Source organism: Streptomyces sp. MMBL 11-1 (genome assembly GCF_028622875.1).
Classification (GTDB): domain Bacteria; phylum Actinomycetota; class Actinomycetes; order Streptomycetales; family Streptomycetaceae; genus Streptomyces.
This window is the reverse complement of the sequence record NZ_CP117709.1, coordinates 4,041,595-4,063,871: the sequence shown is the minus strand read 5'-3', so window position 1 is coordinate 4,063,871 and position 22,277 is coordinate 4,041,595. Positions and strand designations below refer to the sequence as shown.

Genomic DNA, 22,277 nt, shown 5'->3' with positions numbered 1-22,277 from the left:
TATCCCCTTCGGGGAACATCTCTCGCGCATGACGAACAAAGGAATTGAGCAGGCGTGACCCTGACCCGGACGATTCTCGACATCCACATTCTCCAGACCGTTCCACCGAGCAATCTGAATCGCGACGACACGGGGAGCCCGAAATCGGCGACGTACGGGGGCGTGCGGCGCTCCCGCGTGTCCAGCCAGGCGTGGAAGCGAGCGACCCGTACGGCGTTCGCGGAGTTGCTCGACCCATCCGAACTCGGTATCCGCACCAAAAAGGTCGTGGAAGTCCTGGCCGACAGGGTCCTGGATCTGGACCCGTCGCTGTCGCAAGCCGCCGCTCAGAGCCTGGCGGCGGTGACCATCACCACGGCGACCGGCTCCAAGGTCGCCGTCCCCACCCGCAAAAGCAAGCAGGAGGTGGAGGACCCCGCCGCCGAGTCCACCTACCTGATGTTCCTGAGCGGTCGGCAGTACGACGCCCTTGCCGCGATGACGCTCGAAGGCGGGAAAGGCGGTGACGTCAAAGCGCTCAAGGACTTCTTCGGGGAGAAGGAGAACAAGGCGCGCGCCAAACAGCTCGTACTCACCGAGCACTCGGTGGACATCGCCCTGTTCGGCCGCATGGTCGCGGATTCGACCGATCTGAATGTGGACGCGGCGGCCCAGGTCGCCCATGCGCTGAGCGTGCACACGGTGGAGGTCGAATCGGACTACTACACAGCGGTCGATGACAAGAACACAAACGCTGAAACCGGTGCCGGGATGATCGGCACAGTCGACTTCAACTCCGCCACTCTTTACCGCTATGCCGCACTCGATGTGAACCGCCTCCAGGAGAATCTGGGTGTCGGGCACGACGATGCCCGGCCGGCGGAGCCCACTCGGCGAGCTGTCACGGCCTTCCTCGAAGGTTTCATCACGTCCCTCCCCACAGGAAAGATCAACTCCTTCGGCAACCAGACCCTGCCAGCCGCGGTGATCGTGAAGCTGCGCTCCCGGCGTCCGGTCAGCTACGTTGCCGCATTCGAGGAGCCCGTGGCCATGGGCGGGGAAGGTGGCTTCCTCACGGGGAGCTGCGAGAAACTGGCCGGCTTCGTGCCGGATCTGGAGGCGAGCTTCGGCCTCTCCGACGGCCCGGAGGGCTGGGTCGTCCGGGTGGGCAAGGAGACGAAGGCTCTGGAAGCGCTGGGCAAGTCCGTGAGCCTGCCCGAGCTGCTGGTCTCCGTGGGGGACGCTGTGGTCGCCCGGGTAGCGCCGGAGGCCACCGGGCGTACCACCGGCGTCCCCGGTGCGAGGGGTGCCACGGGCCTCGTGCCGGAGCCCGGCGCATGAGCGTGCTGCTGCTGCGGCTCGCGGGCCCTCTCCAGTCCTGGGGATCGGCGTCCCGCTTCACTCGCCGCACCACGGAGAACGCGCCGACCAAGAGCGGCGTCATCGGCCTCCTCGCCGCGGCACAGGGGCGCAGGCGGGACGCCGACCTCTCCGACCTCGCGGCGCTGGAGTTCGGTGTCCGCATCGATCAACCGGGCACCCGGCTACGCGACTTCCAGACGGCGCACCACAGCGACACCCTCAAGGCGATGCCGCTGTCGGAGCGCTTCTACCTCGCCGACGCGGTGTTCGTGGCCGGTGTGAGTGGTGGGGCCGGGCTCGTACAGCGGCTGTACGAGGCACTGCTGGAGCCGGTGTTCCTGCCCTACTTGGGCCGTCGCTCCTGCCCGCCATCGCAGCCGCTGACGATCACGGAGCCGCTGGACGGGGAGCTGGAGCAGACCCTCAGGGGAGCACCGTGGGAGGCGTCCGGCTGGTACCGGAGCCACCGTGATGCCACTTTCCGGCGCCGGGGCCAGTCGCCTCCCACCGAAGTACGGCTGGACCTCCTGCTGGACGACACGTCCGGCCCCGGCCGGTTGCCGGACATCACCCTGCGGGATCGCCCGGTGAGCTTTGATCCGCGTCACCGCCGGTACGGGCTGCGAGGCGTACGGACGACCGAGACCCGCGTGCCCACAACGGCCGGGGCCCGATCGACACAACCTCCGCATGAACCCACAGCCCTGCTCACGCCCGTCACGCCCGTCACGCCCGCCGCAACGAGGACCGACTGATGTACCTCACCCGTTTCCGCGTGAACACCGGCCGGTCAGAGGGACGCCGACTGCTCGGTTCACCGCACCGCGTACACGGCGCGGTGAACGCCTCCTTCCCCACCCCGCCCTCCCGCGACGGATCCGGCCCCCGGGTGCTGTGGCGGGTGGACCACAACGGGACCTCCGAGACGCTGCTCTACATCGTCAGCCCCAGCCGGCCCGACCTGACCCACCTGGTCGAGCAGGCGGGCTGGCCCGCCTCGGACGAACCCGGGTGGACGACGTTCGCGTACGCCGATTTCCTCGCCGCGCTCCAGCCGAACGACACCTGGGGATTCAGGCTCACTGCGAACCCGGTGCACAACGTGCGGTACGCGTACGTGAAGGAGGGGGAGCGGACCAAGCGCGCCGCACACCAAACCCCCCGCCACCAGATGAACTGGCTGCTGAAGCGGCAGGAGAAGTCCGGCTTCGAGGTCGTCCGTAAGCCGGCGGAACGACGCCTGTTGCCCGAGGGCGACACGTACGAGCTGATCGTCCGCGACCGGGTCCCGCTGCAATTCCGACGCACGGCGGAGGCGACGCGCGGAAACAGCGACGTACAGATCACCAAGGTCACCTTCGACGGGCGCCTGCGCGTCACGGATCCGGACCTGTTCCGCCGCACGCTCACCCATGGCCTGGGCAAAGCCAAGGCGTACGGCTGCGGCTTGATGACGCTGGCCCCGGTAGGCGGGAGGACGGAAGGGTGAGCACGGTCGGCCGTAGGGGGGCCTCCACTCCTCGCGAGCTCACCCGGGTCGGCGACCGGCTTTCGTTCGTCTACCTGGAACGGTGCACGGTACACCGGGAGTCCAACGCGATCACCGCCGAGGACGCGGACGGCGTCACGCACATTCCGTCTGCCACCATCGGCACGCTCCTGCTCGGCCCGGGCACCCGCGTCACCCACCAGGCGATGGCGCTCCTCGGTGACAGCGGCGCTGGTGTCGCCTGGGTCGGCGAGCACGGAGTCCGGTATTACGCGGGCGGCCGGGCGCTCACCCGTTCCTCGGGACTCATCGAGGCCCAGGCCACGGCCTGGGCGAACAAGCGCACCCGACTGGACGTGGCACGCGCCATGTACCGGCTGCGGTTCCCCGGCGAGGACACCACGGGCCGCACCCGAAAGGAACTCCTCGGCAAGGAGGGCACACGGCTGCGGGAGTGCTACAAACGGGAGTCCCTGCGTACGGGCGTCCCCTGGCGCAAGCGGGAGTACCACCGTGCCGACTTCTCGGCGGGCGATGCCCCCAACCAGGCCGTCACAGCCGCCGCGCAGTGCATGTACGGCGTATCCCACTCCGTCGTCGCGGCCCTTGGCTGCTCGCCCGGCCTGGGGTTCGTCCACTCCGGCCACGAACGCTCGTTCGTCATGGACGTCGCGGACTTCTACAAGACGGACATCGCCATTCCCGCAGCCTTCGACGCGGCAGCCGAGGGAGTGGACGACATCGCGGCCCGGACCCGCCGCATGCTCCGCGACCGCATCAATCGGACGGGCCTGCTCGACCGCTGTGTCCAGGACATCAAGGACCTGCTCGGCTACGACGGCACCCGCGACACGGCCCAGGCGGATGACACGTCGTCGGACCGGGTCACGCTCCAGTCCGACGGAGACGTCATGGTCGAGGGCGGGCGCAACTACGGAGACGAGGTCATCTGGTGACCGTCATCGTCCTCACCAACTGCCCGGTCGGCCTCAGGGGCTTCCTCACCCGCTGGCTGCTGGAAATCTCCCCGGGCGTCTTCCTCGGCTCTCCGTCCACCCGCATCCGCGACCTCCTGTGGGCCGAAGTCCGCGAGTACGCCGGCCAGGGCCGCGCCCTGCTCGCCTACCAGAAGGACAACGAGCAGGGCTACGCCTTCGAAACCCACGACCACACCTGGCACCCGACCGACCACGAGGGCCTCACGCTGATCCACCGCCCAAGCATCCGCGCCCCGCGGGCGGGGAGTCCGGGGAGCGCGGCGGCCGATGTCCCCCGCCAGGGCTGGAGCAAGGCTTCGAAGCGACGGAGGTTTGGGGGCGGGAAGTAGGTGCGGCTTCGAGGGCGGGGGCAGGTCGGCGTACACCGCAGGACAAAAGGATCCCTTATGTCTGAATTCAAAGAAGTGGGTAAGAACAGGCTCCTGCCCGCATAGAACACCAGGTCAGTGACTGTCGTCCCCGCGCGTGCGGGGTTGTTCCCACGCTGCCGGGCCTCACGCCACCGCCGGCCGAGTCGTCCCCGCGCGTGCGGGGTTGTTCCCCGGCTTGAGCCAGGGCGCTCATTGCCCGGCGGTCGTCCCCGCGCGTGCGGGGTTGTTCCCAACGGCAAGACGTACCGGAACCGCGAGCAGGCGTCGTCCCCGCGCGTGCGGGGTTGTTCCCACGTTCGGACCCCCTTTCTGTGAGTGTTCCGGGTCGTCCCCGCGCGTGCGGGGTTGTTCCCCAGCGAGTTCGCGCACCCCGAGTGGTCCGCCGGTCGTCCCCGCGCGTGCGGGGATGTTTCCCTAACCTTGCAGTACGTACTGCAAGGTGGTCAGTGTTCCCCGCGCGTGCGGGGACAATCCCAGCCCGTTACCTCGCGACCGGTTCCTGGCTGTTGTGGTTTCCCCACGCGTCCGGGGACCACAACAGCTCGCAGAGCCTTCAAACGGATGGGCGGCGTGGTCCCCGACCGCCCGGCGGCTGGATGCCGACACGACGGGGTGCCTCGCAACCCTGTCTCGGACCTTGACGGAAGCAGGATGTAATGACCAGTGCGCCGGACTACAGCCAAGGCATCGACACCGAGCGCGCCCTTAAGTTCGCCGTGCAGCACATCCGCGGGGACCGTTTCCAGATCATTGAGGGGATCATCGAACCGGTGTCACCGACGTGGGACCCCGAGCGCGCTGCCAAGCTCGTACGCCGCCAGATCGAGAGGCGAGTTGACGAGCTCGGGTGCGTGGAGGGGTCCGGGAATCTGGACCTGCCCGGATCCTCAAACTGGTACGTCCCGGACATTGCTGTTGTGCCGGAGGATCTGGCCAAAGGAGGCAGCGCCCTTCTTCCCGACCAGACGCTGCTGATCGTGGAAGTGACATCCGAGTCGAACGCGGAGACGGACCGGGTCGTCAAGCAACGCAGGTACGCAGAGTACGGGGCACCCTTGTACCTGCTCGTCGACCGTGTCGAGCGCAGCACCACGCTCTTCTCGGAGCCGCAGAAGCTGGGGTACACCCACGTGGAGGGCCCCTACCCGTTCGGGGCCGTCGTGCGGCTTCCGTTGCCGTTCGACCTCGCCATCGATACGAGCGGGCTCGCCTGATCGGTGGCGGTGAGAACGTCGAGGGAGTCAGGTCGGGGGAAGCGGCATCGGGGGGACAAGCCGCTTCCCCCGGTGAGAACAGGGCCTGCTGGTCCTCCGCCGCGGTCAGGGGGGAATCGCGCGGCGGTGACCCCACAGAGAGGCCCCGTTCCGGCCCTCCGGGTCCTGCCAGGTCCCGTTGGGCTCGGTATCCATCATGCCGGGCGGCAGGCGCCGTGAGGTCGGGCGAAAGACCTTGATGGCGGGGTCGTAGGTCCTTAAAGAGCGCATCAGTGATCAGAAACGGCCACCGGATACGGCCATCCGTGCGGATACAATCGCCCGATCGCACATGGGGTCGACGGGGAGGCAGGATTGTGGCCAAGGCAAAGACGATCATCACCTACATAGTGGTGGTCTTCGTGCTGTACACGATCATCATGTCTCCCCAGCGGGCCGCCGAGCTGGTCCAGGTAGGGTTCGAAGGCATTTCCACCGCCGCGCAGAGCGTCGGTGACTTCATGTCAGAACTTGTGAAGTAGGAGAAGCGCGATGATCCGCCACCTGGTCCTCTTCAAGCTGAACGAGGGCATCGAGCGGGACGACCCACGGGTCGTCGCCGGGGACCGCGCCTTCCGGGAGCTGGAGGGGCAGGTCCCGGAGCTGGAGTTCTGGGAGTGCGCCTGGAACATCACCGACCGGCCGATCGCGTACGACTACGCCATCAACTCCGCCGTCGCCGACGAGGACGCGCTCAAGCGGTACATCGAGCACCCGGCCCACCAGGCCGCCGCCGGACAGTGGCGCGAATTCGCCACTTGGGTGATCGCCGACTACCCCTTCTGACGCTTCCCCGGCACCGGTTCGCCCCGGTTCCAGCGACCCCTCGCCGTCCAGGCGGGGGGTTTCCCTGTTCCGTTTAAACCCTTATGCGGCCAACACGGCACTATGAGGTGCTTGCACACAGTGGACATGTCTTGTGATGCTATGACCGCTTTTGACGGATGAGTTGACCGTAGTTGACCGCAAAGGGGTGGCGTCACCGTGCCGGCCAGTACAGCGCCTCAAGTGCCTCCCCAGACCGTCCAGACCGTCCGGGCCGAGGACATCCAGACCGAGACCCCGGACCCGTCGGCCAGGCCCGCCAGGGCCCGCGGAGCCGACACCAGGGCGCTCACCCAGGTCCTCTTCGGTCAGCTCAAGAACCTGGAGCCGGGCACTCCGGAGCACCGCCGGGTCCGGGCCGCCCTCATCGAGGCGAATCTCCCCCTCGTGCGGTACGCCGCGGCGCGGTTCCGCAGCCGCAACGAGCCGATGGAGGACGTCGTCCAGGTCGGCACCATCGGTCTGATCAACGCCATCGACCGGTTCGACCCGGACCGCGGGGTCCAGTTCCCCACGTTCGCGATGCCCACCGTCGTCGGCGAGATCAAGCGGTACTTCCGCGACAACGTGCGCACCGTCCACGTCCCGCGCCGGCTGCACGAGCTGTGGGTCCAGGTCACCGGCGCCACCGAGGACCTGACGACCGCCCACGGCCGGTCCCCGACCACCGCCGAGATCGCCGAGCGGCTGAAGATCTCCGAGGACGAGGTACTGGCCTGTATCGAGGCCGGCCGCTCGTACCACGCGACCTCGCTGGAAGCCGCCCAGGAGGGCGACGGGCTGCCCGGCCTCCTCGACCGGCTCGGCTACGAGGACCCCGCGCTCGCGGGCGTCGAACACCGCGATCTCGTCCGGCACCTCCTCGTCCAGCTCCCCGAGCGCGAGCAGCGCATCCTCCTCCTGCGGTACTACAGCAACTTGACCCAGTCTCAGATCAGCGCGGAACTGGGCGTCTCCCAGATGCATGTGTCAAGGCTTCTCGCCAGAAGTTTCGCCCGACTGAGATCCGCAAACAGGATCGAGGCGTAACCGGAACGGGTAGACCGTCCACAGAGCAGTTCTGACGGCATAAAAGGCCTACACCCCCTGTTTCCAGGGCGGATTCGGCGCTGACTTGTCGACATGTCACTACAGCGTGTTGCCGACATGTGACATTCTGCTCGAAGCGCGTTTGCCGCAGCCCCGCCTCCGGTATTCAGGTGGAGGCTGCGTTCCTCCGATGGTCGCGGCCACCGCGACCGTCCGCGACCTCAAGGGGGTGGCATGTCCGAAGAACAGGGCAGCTCGAAGGTGCTCACGCTCACGAAGAGCGTGCCGGCACCCGCCGTGCTCACCAGCTCGCCGGAAGCCATCGACACCCGCACGCTGTCCCGCTCCCTGTTCCTGCGGCTCGCCGCGCTCGGCCCCGCCTCGGGCCCCGAGGGAACGGACAGTCCGGAGCGGACCTATGTGCGGGACACACTGATCGAACTGAACCTCCCGCTGGTGCGGTACGCCGCGGCGCGGTTCCGTAGCCGCAACGAACCGATGGAGGACATCGTCCAGGTCGGCACGATCGGCCTGATCAAGGCGATCGACCGGTTCGACTGCGAACGGGGCGTCGAGTTCCCCACGTTCGCGATGCCCACCGTCGTCGGCGAGATCAAACGCTTCTTCCGCGACACCTCCTGGTCCGTGCGGGTCCCCCGCCGCCTCCAGGAGCTGCGGCTCGCCCTGACCAAGACCAGCGACGAGCTCGCGCAGAAGCTCGACCGCTCGCCGACCGTGCCCGAGCTGGCCCGAGCGCTCGGGGTCTCCGAGGAGGACGTGGTCGACGGTCTCGCCGTCGGCAACGCCTACACGGCCTCCTCCCTGGACTCCCCCTCCCCCGAGGACGACGGCGGCGAGGGCTCCCTGGCCGACCGCCTCGGGTACGAGGACTCGGCGCTGGAAGGCGTCGAGTACCGCGAGTCGCTGAAGCCGCTGCTGGCCAAGCTCGCGCCGCGCGAGCGTCAGATCATCATGCTGCGGTTCTTCGCGAACATGACGCAGTCGCAGATCGGCGAGGAGGTCGGCATCTCCCAGATGCACGTCTCCCGGCTGCTGACCCGCACGCTCGCGCAGCTCAGGGAAGGGCTCATCGCGGACTGAGACCGGTCGGCGGAGTTCTGCTGATCTCCGCCGACCCCGGATCATCTCCGCCGGCCCCGGATCGTCTCCGGTGTTCCCAGATCGTCTCCACCGGTCCCGGATCATCTCCGCCGGTCCCGGACCCTCTCCGGTGTTCCCGGATCGTCTCCACCGGTCCCGGATCGGTTCCGCTGATTCCTGCTCGTCTCCGCCGATTCCGGTTGACCTCCGTGGCCCCCCTCGACCTCTGCGTCAGGGCCCAGATGTGACGGTGCGCCAGCCACTCTGGCGCGATGCGACGTCAGACATACGGCTCGACCGGCCGCCGGGGCACCGCCACCTCTGCCTCGGCGGCCGCGCTGTGTCCGGGCGGCGGCTTCCCGGCCGCCTGCGAAAGCGGGCCGGGCGACGACGGGTACGGGGCCGTGGGCGCCGCCGCCGACAGCGGGGGCCGGGCCGCGGGCGGCGACGGGAAGCCCTCGGGCAAGGTGACGCTGGTCCCGCTGGACGGGTACGGGGGCGGCAGCGGCGGACCGCCACCTTCGCCACGCACATCATCGGCGCCCTCCGCGTCGGCCGGGCGACCATCACCTCGTCCCAGCCCCTGCCCGCCCCGGTCGGTGCCGGCTCGGCGCGCTCGGAGACGTACACCGTGTGCGTGGAGTCCTGGCGGGTACCGCTGCGGCTGGGTGCCGCCACGCACGAAGGCCGCCCGGGGGGTGGAGCGGCGGCCGGCTTCGTGCGGCTCCGCTCCCCGTCCCCCGTGCGGCCGGATCGTACGGTCGTGCTGTGGTCTCGTGCCGTCGCGGGTCGCCCCCGCACCGGCCACGGGGTCGGTCCCCGTGCGGGCGGGAGCCGGGCCCGTACCGTCGCGGGTCAGCCCAGAGCGAGCCAGGCCACCGCGCCGAGGACGACGACGACCGCGATCACCGCCGCGATCACCCCGGCCTTCGGCCCGGAAGAGGTCGCCGCGGGCTGCTGCCGGCGCTGCGGCTCGCCCTCGTCGACGAAGGCGCGGAACATCTGCGTGCTGCCCGCCGGATCGTTGGTGCCCTCGGGGCCCGGCTGAGGGGCGTGGGGGTTGTGTGCCATGGGGCAGGACCCTAGCGAACTCGGACCCACGGCCCAACCCCCGGGCCACCCGGCGGCCCGTCCGACGCGCGTCGACGCGGCCGGGCGACGGGCTTGACCGGGACCCTACAGAGGCTTTTGCGTTCCTTTACTCCTGCAAGCCAGTTTTCGTTTGCCTGTAGCAACCAACGGCTTCTATCGTTGCCCTAAGCAACAACATGTCGCGAGTGTTCTGGGGGTTCCCGTGGCCGCACGGAGTAGTTACGAGGAACTGGCCCGGCAGCTCAGCGCCATCGGGGCCGTCAAAAGGGGGCTCGCCCGCGCGCTGCCCCTGGAGTGTCCCGCGGGCTCCGCCGCCGTGCTGACCCTCCTGGACCGGCACGGCGAGATGCGGATCAGCCGGCTCGCCGAACTGCTCTCCGTCGACATGTCGGTGACCAGTCGCCATGTGGCCCATGTGGCCGACCGCGGCTGGATCGAACGGTCTCCGGACCCGGCGGACAAGCGGTCCCGCATCCTGCGGCTGACCCCCGGCGGGCACGAGCAGCTCGACGACCTGACCCGGCGGACCACCGAGGTGTTCGCCCACAACCTCCAGGACTGGTCCGACGACGACGTCGGCCGTCTCATCGCGCTGCTGTCCCGGCTGCGCGACAGCTTCGCCTGTCGCGGATCCGGCGGCTGCGCCCCCGGAAGCCACACCGGCGAGTGCAGGACCCGCCTCGACGACGAGGCTCACACCCGTACACCTGTGTAACAGAAGCAAATACGCACGGATAAGGAACTCAATGGCTACGACCACACCCACCGGTGTGCGGGGCGGCCACGCCAAGCACGGAGGGCACGGGAGCGTCACCGCCTCCGGTGCCCCCGACGGCACGCCGATGACACACCGGCAGATCATGGAGGCGCTGACCGGGCTGCTGCTCGGCATGTTCGTCGCGATCCTGTCGTCGACGGTCGTCTCCAACGCCCTGCCCGAGATCATCTCCGACCTCGGCGGCGGCCAGAGCGCCTACACCTGGGTCGTGACGGCCTCGCTGCTGGCCATGACCGCCACCACCCCGCTCTGGGGCAAGCTCTCGGACCTCTTCAGCAAGAAGCTGCTGGTCCAGATAGCCCTGATCATCTACGTCCTCGGCTCGGTCGTCGCCGGTCTGTCGACCAGCAGCGGCATGCTCATCGCCTGCCGCGTCGTCCAGGGCATCGGCGTCGGCGGCCTCTCCGCCCTCGCACAGATCGTCATGGCCGCGATGATCGCCCCGCGCGAGCGCGGGCGCTACAGCGGCTACCTGGGCGCGGTCTTCGCGGTCGCCACCGTCGGCGGCCCGCTGCTCGGCGGCGTCATCACCGACACCAGCTGGATGGGCTGGCGCTGGTGCTTCTACGTGGGCGTGCCGTTCGCGGTCATCGCGCTGATCGTGCTCCAGAAGACCCTCAAGCTCCCGGTCGTCAAGCGCGAGGGCGTCAAGGTCGACTGGACCGGCGCGTTCTTCATCAGCGCCGCCGTCTCCCTGTTGCTGGTCTGGGTGACCTTCGCGGGCGACAAGTACGACTGGCTGTCGTGGCAGACATACGTGATGGTCGCGGGCTCGGTCCTGCTCGGCCTGGCCTTCGTCCTCACCGAGTCGCGGGCCGCCGAGCCGATCATCCCGCTGCGCCTCTTCCGTAACCGCACCATCACCCTCGCCTCGGTCGCCTCGCTGTTCGTCGGCGTCGCGATGTTCGCGGGCACGGTCTTCTTCAGCCAGTACTTCCAGCTGGCGCGCGGCAAGTCGCCGACGATGTCCGGCGTGATGACCATCCCGATGATCGCGGGGCTCTTCCTCTCCTCGACCATCTCCGGCCAGATCATCACCAAGACAGGGCGCTGGAAGGCGTGGCTGGTCAGCGGCGGCTTCCTGGTCACGGCCGGGCTCGGGATGCTCGGCACGATCCGGCACGACACCGCGTACTGGCACGTCGCGGTCTTCATGTTCGTCATGGGCCTCGGCATCGGCATGATGATGCAGAACCTGGTCCTCGCCACGCAGAACCAGGTCGCTCCCGAGGACCTCGGTTCCGCCAGCTCCGTCGTCACCTTCTTCCGCTCCCTGGGCGGCGCGATCGGCGTCTCGGCGCTCGGCGCGGTCCTGGGCAACCGGGTCACCCACTACGTCAAGGACGGCATCGCCGACCTCGGCCCGGAGGGTGCGGCGTTCGGCCACGGCGGCACCGGCGGCGGGGGCATCCCCGACCTGGACAAGCTGCCCGAGCCCCTGCGCCTGGTCATGGAGACCGCGTACGGGCACGGCGTCGGCGACGTCTTCCTGTACGCCGCTCCGGCCGCGCTCGTCGCCTTCATCGTGACGATCTTCATCAAGGAGGTCGCGTTGAAGAGCAGTGCTGCGAACGACGCCCCCGTCGAGCCCTCGGCCGCCGTCGGGACGGCAGGGGCCCCTGTGCCCGCGACCGTCGGTGCCACCGGGGCCGCGGCCTCCGAGGGCGCGGCGGGTGTCACCACCCCGGCCGGCGGGGCCGACACACCCGCCCCCGCCCACGCGGCGGCCCTCACCACCCTCGCCCCGCACAACGACACCGACACCGACACCGACACCGGGATCGAGCCCACCGACCGCACCGACAGCGTTCACGGCACCTCCGTGCACGGTGTGGTGCGCGGGGCGGAGGGCGCTCCGGTCGCCCGCGCCGCCGTCACCCTGATCTCGCTGGGCGGCCGGCAGCTCGGGCGCTCCGTGGCCCGGCCCGACGGCGGTTACGCCCTGGACGCCCCCGGCTCCGGCAGCTACGTCCTGATCGCCTCCGCCGACGGCTTCCAGCCGCAGGCGTCCACGGTGGTCGTCGGCGAGGAGCCGCTGGCCTTCGACATCCTGCTGTCCGGTACGAGCGGACTGGCCGGAACGGTCAAGGCCGCCGAATCCGGCACCCCCGTCGACGGCGCGATGGTCATCGTGACCGACGTCCGGGGCGACGTGCTGGCCACCGGCGCGTCCGGCCCGGCCGGTGAGTTCGCCTTCGGCGAGCTGATCCCGGGCTCCGTGACCGTCGCGGTCAACGCGGCCGGCTTCCGCCCGCTGGCGCTGCCGGTGGAGATCGGCGGCCAGGGCGTCACCCGCGTCGAGGCCGCGCTGCGGTCCGGTGCGCTGGTCCGGGGCGTCGTGCGGGCCGGGTCCGCCCGGAGCCCGCTGGCCGACGCGCGGGTCACGCTGATCGACGCGGCGGGCAACGTGGTCGCCACCGCGACGACCGGCGAGGACGGGGCGTACGCCTTCACCGACCTGGACGCGGGCGAGTACGCGGTCATCGCGACCGGCTACCCGCCGGTGGCCGGATCGCTGACCGTGAGCGGCCCGGGAGTCGACGGGCACGACATCGAACTCGCCCACCCGGGCGAGTGATCGGTCCCCGCGGCGCGGGCGCGTGCCCGCGCCTGGCGCGCGCACCTATAGGGATGCGCACGCGCACGTGAAGGGATCGCGAAGACCCCTGGTCGGACAGCACTTCCAGCGGAGAGGCTGTCGCGACCGGGTGGAAGTGGGCCCCGGTGGCGGGTACGGCGAGCAGGGGACGGCCTGCCGTGACCGCCCCGGGGCCCCACTCATGTGCACGACGGGCCGGCCGGGGTCGCCCCGGGCTTTCGGGCCCGGCATGATCCGGACGACAGGCCCTCTAGGAGAGAGATACGGGATGGGACTTCGCGCACAGGTACGGACGCGGGACGGCTGGGCGGTCCAGCACGCCGTCGTCACCGTCACCGACATGACCGGCGCCCAGGTGCTGCGCGCCGCGGCCGACGAGGACGGGGCCGTCCGCACGGACGGTTCCCTGGCGGCCGGCGCGTACACGGTGATCGTCACGGCGGTCGGGTACGCGCCCGCCGCCTCCACCGCCCTCGTCACCGCGAGCGGCCGGATCGAGGGAGGCCAGATCGTGCTGGCCCGGCAGGGCGGGGTGGAGCTGCCACCGCCGGGCGTCTGGTCGCTGGACCCCGCGCACTCCTCGGTCGGTGCGGTCGCCCAGCACCTGGGGATCTCCAGCGTGCACGGCCGCTTCACGGACTTCGGCGGCCGGATCGAGATCGCCGAGGACGTCTCCCGCTCCCGGGTCGAGGCGGTGATCAGGGCGGCCGGCATCGACACCGGCAACGAGATGCGGGACAGGCATCTGCGTTCGGCCGACTTCCTGGACGTGGACCGGTACCCGGAGATCGCCTACCGCTCCACCGCGCTGGACCCGGCGGGCCCCGACCGCTGGACCGTGCACGGCGAGCTGACCATGCACGGCGTCTCGCGCCCCGTCGACCTGGACCTCAGCTACCTCGGTACCGGGCCCGACCCGTGGGGCGGGGTGCGGGCGGCCTTCCACGCCACCGCCGAACTGCGCCGCGCCGACTTCGCGATGAACTACAACCAGGTCGTCCAGGCGGGCATCTCGGCGATCGGCACGACCCTGCGCGTGGAGCTGGACATCCAGGCGGTACAGGGCGAGGCGCTGCCCGGGCAGTGACCGGCTCCGGCCGCACTGACCGGCTCCGGTCGCAGCGGCGGGCCTCGGCCGCAGGGGGGCCGGGCCAGGGAGCAGGGGCCGGGAACAGGTAGCTGGGAGCAGGGGCCGGACCCGGTCGTAGGGTGATGGACATGGCCGACCGCGCGATGACCGGAGAGAGATGACCGGAGAGAACGGACAGACCGGAGGCACCGGGCCCGTTCCGCCGCTGCCCGCCCCGGGGCCGCCCCACTCGCTCCTCGGGTGCGGGCTGCCCGTCCCGGCCCCGGTGCCCGCGCCCGACGCCCTCGCGCGGGCCCGGCTGCTGGTCGCGCCCTCGCTCGGCGGCGGCCTGGTACGGGAACTGGAGCGGATCACCGGGCGGGACGCGGAACCCTTGGAGGACGTCCCGCCGCCCTCCGACAGCCCCCTTCTGTGCGTGGGCGAAACCCTGCCCGACGCGCTGCGGACGCACCGCCTGCTCTGGTTCCACAGCGTCAACGCGGGGACGGATTCGCTGTTCGCCGGCGGCCCCTGGCCCGTCCCGGCACTCCTGACCCGGACCGTGGGCCGGATGGGCGAGCGGATGGCCCAGTACGTTCTCGCCTGGATGCTCGCCGAGTGCCAGTCCGTACCGGAGTTCACCGCCCTGCACGCCCGCGCGCACTGGGAGCGCCTTCCCTCGGAGCTCGTCGCCGGGCAGACCGCCCTGATCTACGGGACCGGCCGCATCGGCGCGGCGGTCGGACGGCTGCTGGGCGCCTGCGGGGTACGCACCGTGGGCGTCGCCCGCACGACGCGGTCCGGGCCCGCGCCGGGCTCCGTCCGGGTGGTGCCGGGCTTCGACCGCGTGATCGGGGCCGCCGAGGACACGGGGGTGCTGGCCGAGGCCCGCTGGGTGATCTCCACGCTCCCGCTGACCGGGGCCACGGAGGGCTTCTTCGGGGCCGCCCGGTTCGCCGCGGTGCGCGGGGCGACGTTCGTCAACGTGGGGCGGGGCGCGACCGTGGACATGGGGGCGCTGGAGACCGCGCTGCGGGACGGCCGGGTGCGGCGGGCGGTGCTGGACGTACTGCCGGAGGAACCGGCCGCGCCCGGCGACCCGGTGTGGAAGCTGCCCCGTACGGTCATCACCTCGCACTCCTCGGGGATCACCACCGACGAGGACGTATCCGTCGACTTCTCCTCCTGTTGGGAGGCCGTGACGGCGGGCCGCCGCCCCGACCTGACGGTGGACGCGGCACGCGGGTACTGAAAGCGGCGGTGCGCGGGGCCTGAAGACGGCGGTACGCGGCCGGCGAACGCGGGTACGGAAACGACGCGCGGCTACGGAACGGGGCGCGGCTACTGGGCGGGCGTACCCGTCCGGTCGCGCACCGCCTCGATCCCCGCGATCAGCAGGTCCAGGGCGAAGACGAAGTCCCGTTCGCGCATCTCCTCGACCGTCTTCCCACCCCGGGCCGCCATCAGTTCGTCCGACGCCTCGGTGATCTGCCGCATGTGCGGCTGCGCCCTGATCCTGCCCATCGCCTGCTGGTGGTACTCGTCCTGGGTCAGCCCGGTCGCGTCGCACCGCGCCTTGAAGTGGCCCTCGACGGTGCCGAACCCGTAAACGAACTGGAAGACCGCCGAGAGCGCGCCCGTCTGCCGTTCCAGGGGCAGTCCGGTGGCCCGGACGACATCCTGGACGGCGTACGAGAACAGCATGGAGTTCGGGCCGATGTTGAGGAAGGTCCCGGCCAGCGGGGAGATCCAGATGTGGCGGACGAGCAGCTCGCGGTAGCTGCGGGCCAGCTCCCGCAGCCGGTCCCGCCAGTCGGCGTCCTCGCGGGGCGGTGCGATCTCGGCGTAGACCGAGTCGAGCGCCAGTTCCAGGAGGTCGTCCTTGGTCTCGACGTACCAGTAGAGGGACATCGCGGTGACGTCCAGCTCGGCGGCGAGCCGCCGCATCGAGAACTTGGCGAGGCCGTCGGCGTCCAGCAGCCGCACCGACGCCTCGGTGATCCGGTTGCGGTCCAGGCCCGCCGGGGACTCGGACCTGCGGGAGCGCGCGGGGGCCCGGCGGCCCAGCCACACGCTGGTCCGCGCGGCACTGTCCGCGCGGTCGGCCCCGGGCTCCGGCTCGGACTCGGACTCGCGGCCGGGCACAGACCCACCATCGGGCACGGGTCCACGGCCGGGCACGGACTCGCGATCGGGCTCGGGCTCGGGCCCGCGATCGGACTCGGACACCATGGCGCACTCTCCTCGTCTTGCGCGGACCGGCCCACCGAGCCGCCCTGCCGGAACGGCGGGACCCGGCGGGTCCGGCCGGAGGACGGCGTACCGGACGCGACGATCCGGTACGCGCGTCCGGTCCGATGCTATGCCGCCGGTCCCGTCGACGAGTCTGCCCGGTCCTGCCCGGCCCCCGGCGTACCCCGCCTCGGCGTTCGCCGCCCCGGTCCCCGTAGCCCCGGTCCGCATGACCTCGGCCTTCACAGCTCTCCGGCCCTCACCACATCGGCCGCCGGCGCCACCCGGTCCTCACCGCCTCGGCCGCCCGGCGCCTCGGTCCTCACCGCCCGGCCGCCGCCGTCTCCGCCCGCTCGGCCCGGCGCAGCAGGAGCGCGGCCAGCAGCCCGCCCGCCAGCACCGCGACCGCGCCCACCAGTTGGCTGACCTCCAGGCCCGAGGCGAAGGCGTCCTTGATCTGCTCCCGGGCGGCGGGCCCGTCGGCGGTGGCCAGGGCCGCGGGAAGTGAGGCGGCGCCGACGGCGGCCGGTACGAGAGCGGCGAACCGGGCGTTCATCACGGCGCCGAGCACCGCGACCCCGAGCCCGTTGCCGAACTCCGCGAGCATGCCGTTCACCCCCGCGCCCACACCCGCCTTCTCCGGCGGGATCGCGCTCATGATGGCGTTGGCCATCGCGGGCATCGCGAGGGCGATCCCCGCACCCATCACGACCAGGCCGAACAGCATGCCGCCGTATCCGCCCCGCCCGAGCAGCGCGATCGCGGCGAGCCCGGCCGACAGACAGCTCATCCCCGCCGCGATGACGACCGGCGTCCCCATCTTCCCCACGAGGCGGGCGCCCAGGCCGGTCAGGTTGAGAGCGACCACGGTGAGGGCCATCGGGGCCGTACGCAGCCCGGCCTCCAACGGCCCGTAACCGAGCACCAGCTGCAGGTGCTGGGTGAGCAGGAAGAGCGAACCGCCCATGCCGAAGGCGACCAGGATCGCGCCCGCCACGGCGCCGATGAACTTCTGGTTCCGGAAGAAGTGCATGTCGAGCATCGGGTTCGGGACGCGGAGCTCCCACAGGACGAATCCGGCCATCACCACGACCCCGAGAGCCGCCGTCAGCAGCACCCGGCCGGACGTCCAGCCGTGCTCGGGCCCGGAGATGATCGCGAAGACGACGGCCGTCATGCCGATCGTGGAGAGCAGCGCGCCCAGCAGGTCCGGCCGCTCCCCCTGCCCGTTCTTCGACTCCGGTACGAGCCTGACGACGGCGGCCAGGGCGATCAGGGCGACCGGGATGTTGATGAGGAAGATCGCGCCCCACCAGAAGTGGTCGAGGACGAACCCGCCGAACAGCGGACCCGCCGCGAAGCCGAGGGAGCTGACGGTCGACCAGATCCCGATCGCCTTGACCCGCTCGGCGTCGTCGAAGATCTGGACCACGACGGCGAGCGTGGTGGTGAGCAGCAACGCGCCCCCGACGCCCATCCCGGCGCGGGCCGCGATGAGCTGGCCCGAGGACTGGGAGAGCCCGGCCGCGAGCGAGCCGACACCGAACAGGGCGAGGCCCACGGTCAGCATCTTCTTGCGCCCGTAGCGGTCGGCGGAGCTGCCCGCGGTGAGCAGCAGACCGGACTGGACGAGCGAGTAGGCGTTGATCATCCACTGCACGTCCGCGGTGGAGGCGTTCAACTCCGTGGTGAGGGAGGGGATCGCGACGTTCAGGACGGTGTTGTCGAGCAGCACGGTGAGCTGGGCCAGGCAGATGACACCGAGGATCAGCCAGCGCTGCGGATGCCCCTGGGGGGCGAGGTCTGGTCGCTGTGCGGCGGGCGCCGTCATGCGGGCTCCTTGGACTCCGGGGCTCCGGGGCGGTGACCGCCGGCTCCGGAGTCGCTGTACGGCGTATGGGACGAGATCGATGTACACCGTAAGGCAGGCCCTGTACGGCGTACAAGTCGATTCCCGGCCCACCGGCCCGGCCGCGCCGGTGGGCCGGTGCGGCGGCCGGGCGGTACGGTTCTCGACGCTGACCTGACAAAGTGCGCGATTTTCGGCCGGTTGGAGAGCCATGTCGCTGCGTCACCGCTCCTCTCGCATCCCTCAACTCCTGCTCACCGCATCCCTCTTGGGTGCACTCATCACGCCGCCCGCCGCCGCCGTCACCACGGCCCGCCCCTCTTCCGGCGAGGGTCTGCCCCTGCGGGTCGCCACGTACAACATCCATGCCGGGGCGGGCGTGGACGGCGTCTTCGACCTGGACCGCCAGACGGCCGAACTACGGTCGCTCGACGCGGATCTGATCGGTCTTCAGGAGGTCGACCGGCACTGGGGCGACCGCAGCGAGTGGCGGGACCTCGCGGGAGAACTGGCGCGGCGGCTGCGCATGCACGTCTCCTTCGCGCCGATCTACAGCCTGGACCCGGCCCAACCGGGCGGCCCCCGGGCGGAGTACGGGGTGGCCGTGCTGTCGCGGTACCGGATCACGAGCGCCGAGAACCACGAGATCACCCGCCTCTCCACCCAGGACCCGAACCCCACCCCCGCTCCCGCCCCGGGGTTCGGCGAGGTCGTCGTACGGGTGCGAGGGCTGCCCGTACACGTGTACGTGACCCACCTCGACTACCGTCCGGACCCCGCCGTCCGCGTCGCCCAGGTCGCCGACACCCGGCGGATCATGGCCGAGGACCGGGGCCCGCGGATCCTGCTCGGCGACCTCAACGCGGAGCCCGCCGCCCCCGAACTGGCCCCGCTGTGGCGGGAGCTGACGGACGCGGACCCGGCGGCGCCCACCTTCCCGGCGCAGGACCCGGTCAAGCGGATCGACTACGTGGCGGTGTCGAAGGGCGGGCCCGGCGCCGGGATCACGGTGCGGAACGCGTGGGTACCGGAGAGTCTCGCCTCCGACCACCGGCCGGTGGTGGCGGACCTGCTGGTACGGAAAGGAAGCGGCCGATGAGCCCGCCGACGGTGGCGGCCGGGCCGATGAGTCCCGGGCGGGCCGGGAGTCTCCCTTCTCGGCCCGAAAGCCTCCTTTTACGGCCGGCGCGCGTCTTCCTGTCCGAGGGCCGCGCCCGGCCCACCACCCGCGGTCGCACGCTGCGGGACTCCCCTCGGGGGTCAGGCCTCCGACAGCACACGCGGTACCGGACGAAGGACGACCCATGACCACCACCTCCCTGCACGCACTGCTGGACACCCACATCGCCGAGGGGTCGATGCCGGGCGCGGTGGCCCTGGTCTCCCGGGGCGGGCGGACCGAGGTGGTGTCGGCCGGTACGGCCGGCCTCGCCGGCTCCGCGCCGATGCGGCGGGACTCGCTCTTCCGTCTCGCCTCGATCACCAAGCCGATCGTGGCGGCGGCCGCCATGACGCTCGTCGAGGACGGCCTGATCGCCCCCGCCGACCCGGTCGCGGCATGGCTGCCCGAGCTGGCCGCGCCGCTGGTCGTACGGACCCCGCAGAGCCCGGTCGACGACGTGGTGTCGGCGGTCCGCCCGATCACCCTGCTGGACCTGCTGACCTTCCGGGCCGGATACGGCTTCCCGTCCGACTTCTCGCTCCCCGCCGTCGTCCCCCTGTTCGCCGAACTGAAACAGGGTCCGCCGCAGCCGCAGGCCGTCCTCGCGCCGGACGCCTGGATGGCCGCGCTGTCCCGCATCCCGTTGCTGCACCAGCCGGGCGACGGCTGGCTCTACAACACGTGCTCCGACATCCTCGGCGTCCTCATCGCCCGGGTCGCCGACCGCCCGCTGCCCGCGTTTCTGGCGGAGCGGCTGTTCGAGCCCCTGGGCATGACGGACACCGGGTTCGCCGTGGAGCCCGCCGCGCTGGACCGGTTCACCGGCTACTACCGGGCCGGGGCCGACGGCGGAAGCGGCCCGGTGCTGGTGGACGCCCCGGACGGGCAGTGGAGCAGCCCGCCGGCCTTCCCGTCCGGCGCGGGCGGCCTGGTCTCGACCGTCGACGACTGGGCCGCCTTCGGCCGGATGCTGCTCGCCGGGGGCCTGGACGACGACGGCCGCCGGGTGCTGGCCGCCGAGTCGGTCCGCCAGATGATCACCGACCACCTCACCCCGGAGCAGCGCGCCGCGAGCAACCTGTTCACGGAGGGGCAGGGCTGGGGGTTCGGCGGTGCGGTGGACATCGAGATCGCGGCCCCCTGGAACGTCCTCGGCCGCTACGGCTGGGTCGGCGGCACCGGCACCACGGCGCACGTCATCCCGTCCACGGGCACCGTCGCCGTCCTGCTCACCCAGATGGAGCTGACCGGGCCCGCCGCCCCGCGGGTGATGCGGGACTTCTGGACGTACGCGGCCGGATTCTGAGCCCGGCCGCGGCCGACCGGACTCCCGCGGTCACCGGGGGCCGACGCTCCGCCTCGCCTACTCACCGGGCTTGATCAGATACCCCGCGCCGCGCCGGGTGTGGATCATCGGCGTGCGCCCCGCGTCGATCTTCTTACGGAGATAGGAGATGTAGAGCTCGACGACGTTCGCCTGGCCGCCGAAGTCGTAGTTCCAGACCCGGTCGAGGATCTGCGCCTTGCTGAGCACCCGGCGCGGATTGCGCATCAGGAAACGCAGCAGCTCGAACTCGGTGGCCGTGAGGTGGATCGCGTCCCCGCCCCGGCTCACCTCGTGGCTGTCCTCGTCGAGCACCAGGTCACCGACGGTCAGTGTGGACTCGCCGCGCCCGACGGCCACGGCCGAGCCCGAGCGGCGGATGAGCCCGCGCAGCCGGGCCACGACCTCCTCCAGGCTGAACGGCTTGGTCACGTAGTCGTCGCCGCCCGCGGTCAGTCCCGCGATCCGGTCCTCGACGGCGTCCCGGGCGGTCAGGAAGAGGACCGGCACATCGTCGTACTCGCGGCGCAGCCGGCCCAGCGCGGACAGCCCGTCCATGTCCGGGAGCATCACGTCCAGGACCACCGCGTCCGGACGGAAGTCCCGCGCGGCCCGGACCGCCCCGGCCCCGTCCCCGGCGCTGCGCACCTCCCACCCCTCGTACCGCAGGGCCATCGAGAGCAGCTCGGCGAGCGGGGCCTCGTCGTCCACGACCAGGACCCGCACGGGGGTACGGTCCGGCCTGAGCAGTTCGGTACGCCCCTGGGGCGAGGTCGTCGTCGTCATGGGCACCACTCTGTGAGCCACCCGTGAGAGAAACCTGACCCGTTCCTGTGAATTCCCTGAGAAAGCGGGCCGTGCGGGCTCGTCACGCGCGAGCGGGGAACAACGCGGCGGCGTTCCCGTAACAGACCGCCCGCAACCACTCGTCCCCCAGCCCGAGCCGCTCCAGCGCGTGGAGCTGATGGACGTACGGGTAGGGGATGTTCGGGAAGTCGGTCCCCAGCAGGACGCGGTCCCCGAGGTCGGCCAGCCGCCCCCGCTCCGCCGCCGGGAAGGGGCTGTGCCCCTCGCTGAAGTCGGTGAACGCCATCGTCGTGTCGAGCCGGACCTCCGGATACGCCTCCGCCAGCGCCAGGAACTCCGCGTACTCCGGCATCCCCAAGTGCGCGACGACCAGCCGCAGCCGGGGATGACGCGCCAGCAGACGCCCGATCGGCCCCGGCCCGGTGTACGCGCCCGGCGCGGGCCCCGACCCGCAGTGCGTGACCACCGGGATCCCGGCCTCCGCGAGCAGCCCCCACACGGGCTCCAGCAGCGGGTCGTTGGCGTCGTAGGCGCCGACCTGGAGGTGCGACTTGAAGACCCTCGCCCCCGCTTCGACGGCCTCCTTCACATACACCTCCACGCCGGCCTCCGGGAAGAGGGTCGCGGTGTGCAGACAGTCGGGGGTCCGGGCGGCGAAGTCGGCGGCCCAGCCGTTCAGCCAGCGGGCCATGCCGGGCTTGTGCGGGTAGAGCATGGAGGTGAAGCGCCGCACCCCGAACGACCGCAGCAGCTCCAGCCGCCGCTCCTCCTCGTACCGGTAGGTGATCGGCCACTCCAGGCCGGTGAGCGGGCCGGCGGCGTCGAAGTAGGCCCATACCTTGCGCAGGACCTGCTCCGGCATGAAATGGGTGTGCACGTCGATGATCCCGGGCAGCCCGAGCCGCTCCCAGAACCGCACCACGTCATCGCTCTCCGGCTCCACGGACGCTCTCCCCTG

21 protein-coding genes and 1 CRISPR repeat array are annotated in these 22,277 nt (G+C 71.1%); of the genes, 16 read left to right on the top strand and 5 right to left on the bottom strand.

Features of this window, described 5'->3' with window-relative positions; all coding sequences use genetic code 11:
- Positions 1 to 60 precede the first annotated feature (60 nt).
- The 10 genes from cas7e to PSQ21_RS17800 all read left to right on the top strand — a co-directional run bounded on the left by cas7e (position 61) and on the right by PSQ21_RS17800 (position 8,407).
- On the top strand, positions 61 to 1,320 hold the full coding sequence (gene cas7e, locus PSQ21_RS17845; RefSeq protein ID WP_274035807.1) for a type I-E CRISPR-associated protein Cas7/Cse4/CasC: 1,260 nt from the start codon (positions 61 to 63) through the stop codon (positions 1,318 to 1,320).
- Positions 1,317 to 2,096, top strand: a complete 780-nt coding sequence (gene cas5e / locus PSQ21_RS17840; protein WP_274031532.1) for a type I-E CRISPR-associated protein Cas5/CasD — start codon at positions 1,317 to 1,319, stop codon at positions 2,094 to 2,096. Before cas7e ends, cas5e begins: the two co-directional genes overlap by 4 nt.
- A complete protein-coding gene (gene cas6e / locus PSQ21_RS17835; RefSeq protein ID WP_274031531.1) occupies positions 2,096 to 2,830 on the top strand; it encodes a type I-E CRISPR-associated protein Cas6/Cse3/CasE in 735 nt (244 codons plus the stop codon). Before cas5e ends, cas6e begins: the two co-directional genes overlap by 1 nt.
- The gene (gene cas1e / locus PSQ21_RS17830) at positions 2,827 to 3,786 is read left to right on the top strand and encodes a type I-E CRISPR-associated endonuclease Cas1e (protein ID WP_274031530.1); all 960 of its coding nucleotides are present in this window, start codon (positions 2,827 to 2,829) and stop codon (positions 3,784 to 3,786) included. Before cas6e ends, cas1e begins: the two co-directional genes overlap by 4 nt.
- The gene (gene cas2e / locus PSQ21_RS17825; RefSeq protein WP_274031529.1) at positions 3,783 to 4,157 is read left to right on the top strand and encodes a type I-E CRISPR-associated endoribonuclease Cas2e; all 375 of its coding nucleotides are present in this window, start codon (positions 3,783 to 3,785) and stop codon (positions 4,155 to 4,157) included. The genes cas1e and cas2e overlap by 4 nt, the downstream gene beginning before the upstream one ends.
- 123 nt (positions 4,158 to 4,280) lie before the next feature.
- A CRISPR array of direct repeats spans positions 4,281 to 4,613; the repeat unit is 29 nt; unit sequence GTCGTCCCCGCGCGTGCGGGGTTGTTCCC.
- Positions 4,614 to 4,855: 242 nt separating this feature from the next.
- Positions 4,856 to 5,413 carry a Uma2 family endonuclease gene (locus PSQ21_RS17820; RefSeq protein WP_274031528.1) on the top strand — a complete coding sequence of 186 codons (558 nt, stop codon included), beginning with the start codon at positions 4,856 to 4,858 and terminating at the stop codon, positions 5,411 to 5,413.
- A 356-nt stretch (positions 5,414 to 5,769) separates the two neighbouring features.
- Positions 5,770 to 5,934, top strand: coding sequence for a hypothetical protein (locus PSQ21_RS17815; RefSeq protein ID WP_274031527.1), 165 nt, complete (start codon positions 5,770 to 5,772; stop codon positions 5,932 to 5,934).
- A gap of 10 nt (positions 5,935 to 5,944) precedes the next feature.
- The gene (locus PSQ21_RS17810) at positions 5,945 to 6,238 is read left to right on the top strand and encodes a Dabb family protein (protein ID WP_274031526.1); all 294 of its coding nucleotides are present in this window, start codon (positions 5,945 to 5,947) and stop codon (positions 6,236 to 6,238) included.
- Positions 6,239 to 6,436: 198 nt separating this feature from the next.
- Positions 6,437 to 7,306 carry an RNA polymerase sigma factor SigF gene (locus PSQ21_RS17805; protein ID WP_274031525.1) on the top strand — a complete coding sequence of 290 codons (870 nt, stop codon included), beginning with the start codon at positions 6,437 to 6,439 and terminating at the stop codon, positions 7,304 to 7,306.
- Between the two features lie 234 nt (positions 7,307 to 7,540).
- Positions 7,541 to 8,407, top strand: coding sequence for an RNA polymerase sigma factor SigF (locus tag PSQ21_RS17800; protein ID WP_018958648.1), 867 nt, complete (start codon positions 7,541 to 7,543; stop codon positions 8,405 to 8,407).
- Positions 8,408 to 9,262: 855 nt separating this feature from the next.
- Here PSQ21_RS17800 and PSQ21_RS17795 read toward each other — a convergent pair.
- On the bottom strand, positions 9,263 to 9,478 hold the full coding sequence (locus PSQ21_RS17795) for a hypothetical protein (RefSeq protein ID WP_274031524.1): 216 nt from the start codon (positions 9,476 to 9,478) through the stop codon (positions 9,263 to 9,265).
- Between the two features lie 223 nt (positions 9,479 to 9,701).
- Here PSQ21_RS17795 and PSQ21_RS17790 point away from each other — a divergent pair, with 223 nt between their 5' ends.
- The 4 genes from PSQ21_RS17790 to PSQ21_RS17775 all read left to right on the top strand — a co-directional run bounded on the left by PSQ21_RS17790 (position 9,702) and on the right by PSQ21_RS17775 (position 15,197).
- Positions 9,702 to 10,214 carry a MarR family winged helix-turn-helix transcriptional regulator gene (locus PSQ21_RS17790; protein WP_274031523.1) on the top strand — a complete coding sequence of 171 codons (513 nt, stop codon included), beginning with the start codon at positions 9,702 to 9,704 and terminating at the stop codon, positions 10,212 to 10,214.
- Positions 10,215 to 10,245: 31 nt separating this feature from the next.
- Positions 10,246 to 12,855: an MFS transporter gene (locus PSQ21_RS17785; protein ID WP_274031522.1), complete on the top strand. Its 2,610-nt coding sequence runs from the start codon at positions 10,246 to 10,248 to the stop codon at positions 12,853 to 12,855.
- Positions 12,856 to 13,144: 289 nt separating this feature from the next.
- Positions 13,145 to 13,963, top strand: coding sequence for a YceI family protein (locus PSQ21_RS17780; protein ID WP_274031521.1), 819 nt, complete (start codon positions 13,145 to 13,147; stop codon positions 13,961 to 13,963).
- 250 nt (positions 13,964 to 14,213) lie between these two features.
- Positions 14,214 to 15,197: an NAD(P)-dependent oxidoreductase gene (locus tag PSQ21_RS17775; RefSeq protein WP_274035806.1), complete on the top strand. Its 984-nt coding sequence runs from the start codon at positions 14,214 to 14,216 to the stop codon at positions 15,195 to 15,197.
- An 89-nt stretch (positions 15,198 to 15,286) separates the two neighbouring features.
- On the opposite strand, the gene PSQ21_RS17770 is transcribed toward PSQ21_RS17775, so the two are convergent.
- Both PSQ21_RS17770 and PSQ21_RS17765 read right to left on the bottom strand, forming a co-directional pair.
- Entirely contained in the window at positions 15,287 to 16,177 is an 891-nt protein-coding gene (locus tag PSQ21_RS17770; RefSeq protein WP_274031520.1) for a TetR/AcrR family transcriptional regulator C-terminal domain-containing protein, read from the bottom strand.
- A 322-nt stretch (positions 16,178 to 16,499) separates the two neighbouring features.
- On the bottom strand, positions 16,500 to 18,008 hold the full coding sequence (locus PSQ21_RS17765; RefSeq protein WP_274031519.1) for an MFS transporter: 1,509 nt from the start codon (positions 18,006 to 18,008) through the stop codon (positions 16,500 to 16,502).
- Between the two features lie 229 nt (positions 18,009 to 18,237).
- Here PSQ21_RS17765 and PSQ21_RS17760 point away from each other — a divergent pair, with 229 nt between their 5' ends.
- Positions 18,238 to 19,125: an endonuclease/exonuclease/phosphatase family protein gene (locus PSQ21_RS17760; protein WP_274031518.1), complete on the top strand. Its 888-nt coding sequence runs from the start codon at positions 18,238 to 18,240 to the stop codon at positions 19,123 to 19,125.
- A gap of 205 nt (positions 19,126 to 19,330) precedes the next feature.
- On the top strand, positions 19,331 to 20,494 hold the full coding sequence (locus tag PSQ21_RS17755) for a serine hydrolase domain-containing protein (RefSeq protein WP_274031517.1): 1,164 nt from the start codon (positions 19,331 to 19,333) through the stop codon (positions 20,492 to 20,494).
- Between the two features lie 57 nt (positions 20,495 to 20,551).
- On the opposite strand, the gene PSQ21_RS17750 is transcribed toward PSQ21_RS17755, so the two are convergent.
- Both PSQ21_RS17750 and PSQ21_RS17745 read right to left on the bottom strand, forming a co-directional pair.
- Positions 20,552 to 21,298 carry a response regulator transcription factor gene (locus PSQ21_RS17750; protein ID WP_274031516.1) on the bottom strand — a complete coding sequence of 249 codons (747 nt, stop codon included), beginning with the start codon at positions 21,296 to 21,298 and terminating at the stop codon, positions 20,552 to 20,554.
- Positions 21,299 to 21,380: 82 nt separating this feature from the next.
- On the bottom strand, positions 21,381 to 22,262 hold the full coding sequence (locus tag PSQ21_RS17745; protein WP_274031515.1) for an amidohydrolase family protein: 882 nt from the start codon (positions 22,260 to 22,262) through the stop codon (positions 21,381 to 21,383).
- Positions 22,263 to 22,277: the final 15 nt, after the last annotated feature.

Coding starts and splice junctions, on each gene's coding strand:
- PSQ21_RS17820 (WP_274031528.1), top strand. CDS start 4,856: ATGACCAGTGCGCCGGACTACAGCCAAGGCATCGACACCGAGCGCGCC.
- PSQ21_RS17765 (WP_274031519.1), bottom strand. CDS start 18,008: ATGACGGCGCCCGCCGCACAGCGACCAGACCTCGCCCCCCAGGGGCAT.
- PSQ21_RS17760 (WP_274031518.1), top strand. CDS start 18,238: ATGTCGCTGCGTCACCGCTCCTCTCGCATCCCTCAACTCCTGCTCACC.
- PSQ21_RS17800 (WP_018958648.1), top strand. CDS start 7,541: ATGTCCGAAGAACAGGGCAGCTCGAAGGTGCTCACGCTCACGAAGAGC.
- PSQ21_RS17785 (WP_274031522.1), top strand. CDS start 10,246: ATGGCTACGACCACACCCACCGGTGTGCGGGGCGGCCACGCCAAGCAC.
- PSQ21_RS17810 (WP_274031526.1), top strand. CDS start 5,945: ATGATCCGCCACCTGGTCCTCTTCAAGCTGAACGAGGGCATCGAGCGG.
- cas5e (WP_274031532.1), top strand. CDS start 1,317: ATGAGCGTGCTGCTGCTGCGGCTCGCGGGCCCTCTCCAGTCCTGGGGA.
- PSQ21_RS17755 (WP_274031517.1), top strand. CDS start 19,331: ATGACCACCACCTCCCTGCACGCACTGCTGGACACCCACATCGCCGAG.
- cas6e (WP_274031531.1), top strand. CDS start 2,096: ATGTACCTCACCCGTTTCCGCGTGAACACCGGCCGGTCAGAGGGACGC.
- PSQ21_RS17795 (WP_274031524.1), bottom strand. CDS start 9,478: ATGGCACACAACCCCCACGCCCCTCAGCCGGGCCCCGAGGGCACCAAC.
- PSQ21_RS17770 (WP_274031520.1), bottom strand. CDS start 16,177: ATGGTGTCCGAGTCCGATCGCGGGCCCGAGCCCGAGCCCGATCGCGAG.
- PSQ21_RS17750 (WP_274031516.1), bottom strand. CDS start 21,298: ATGACGACGACGACCTCGCCCCAGGGGCGTACCGAACTGCTCAGGCCG.
- PSQ21_RS17780 (WP_274031521.1), top strand. CDS start 13,145: ATGGGACTTCGCGCACAGGTACGGACGCGGGACGGCTGGGCGGTCCAG.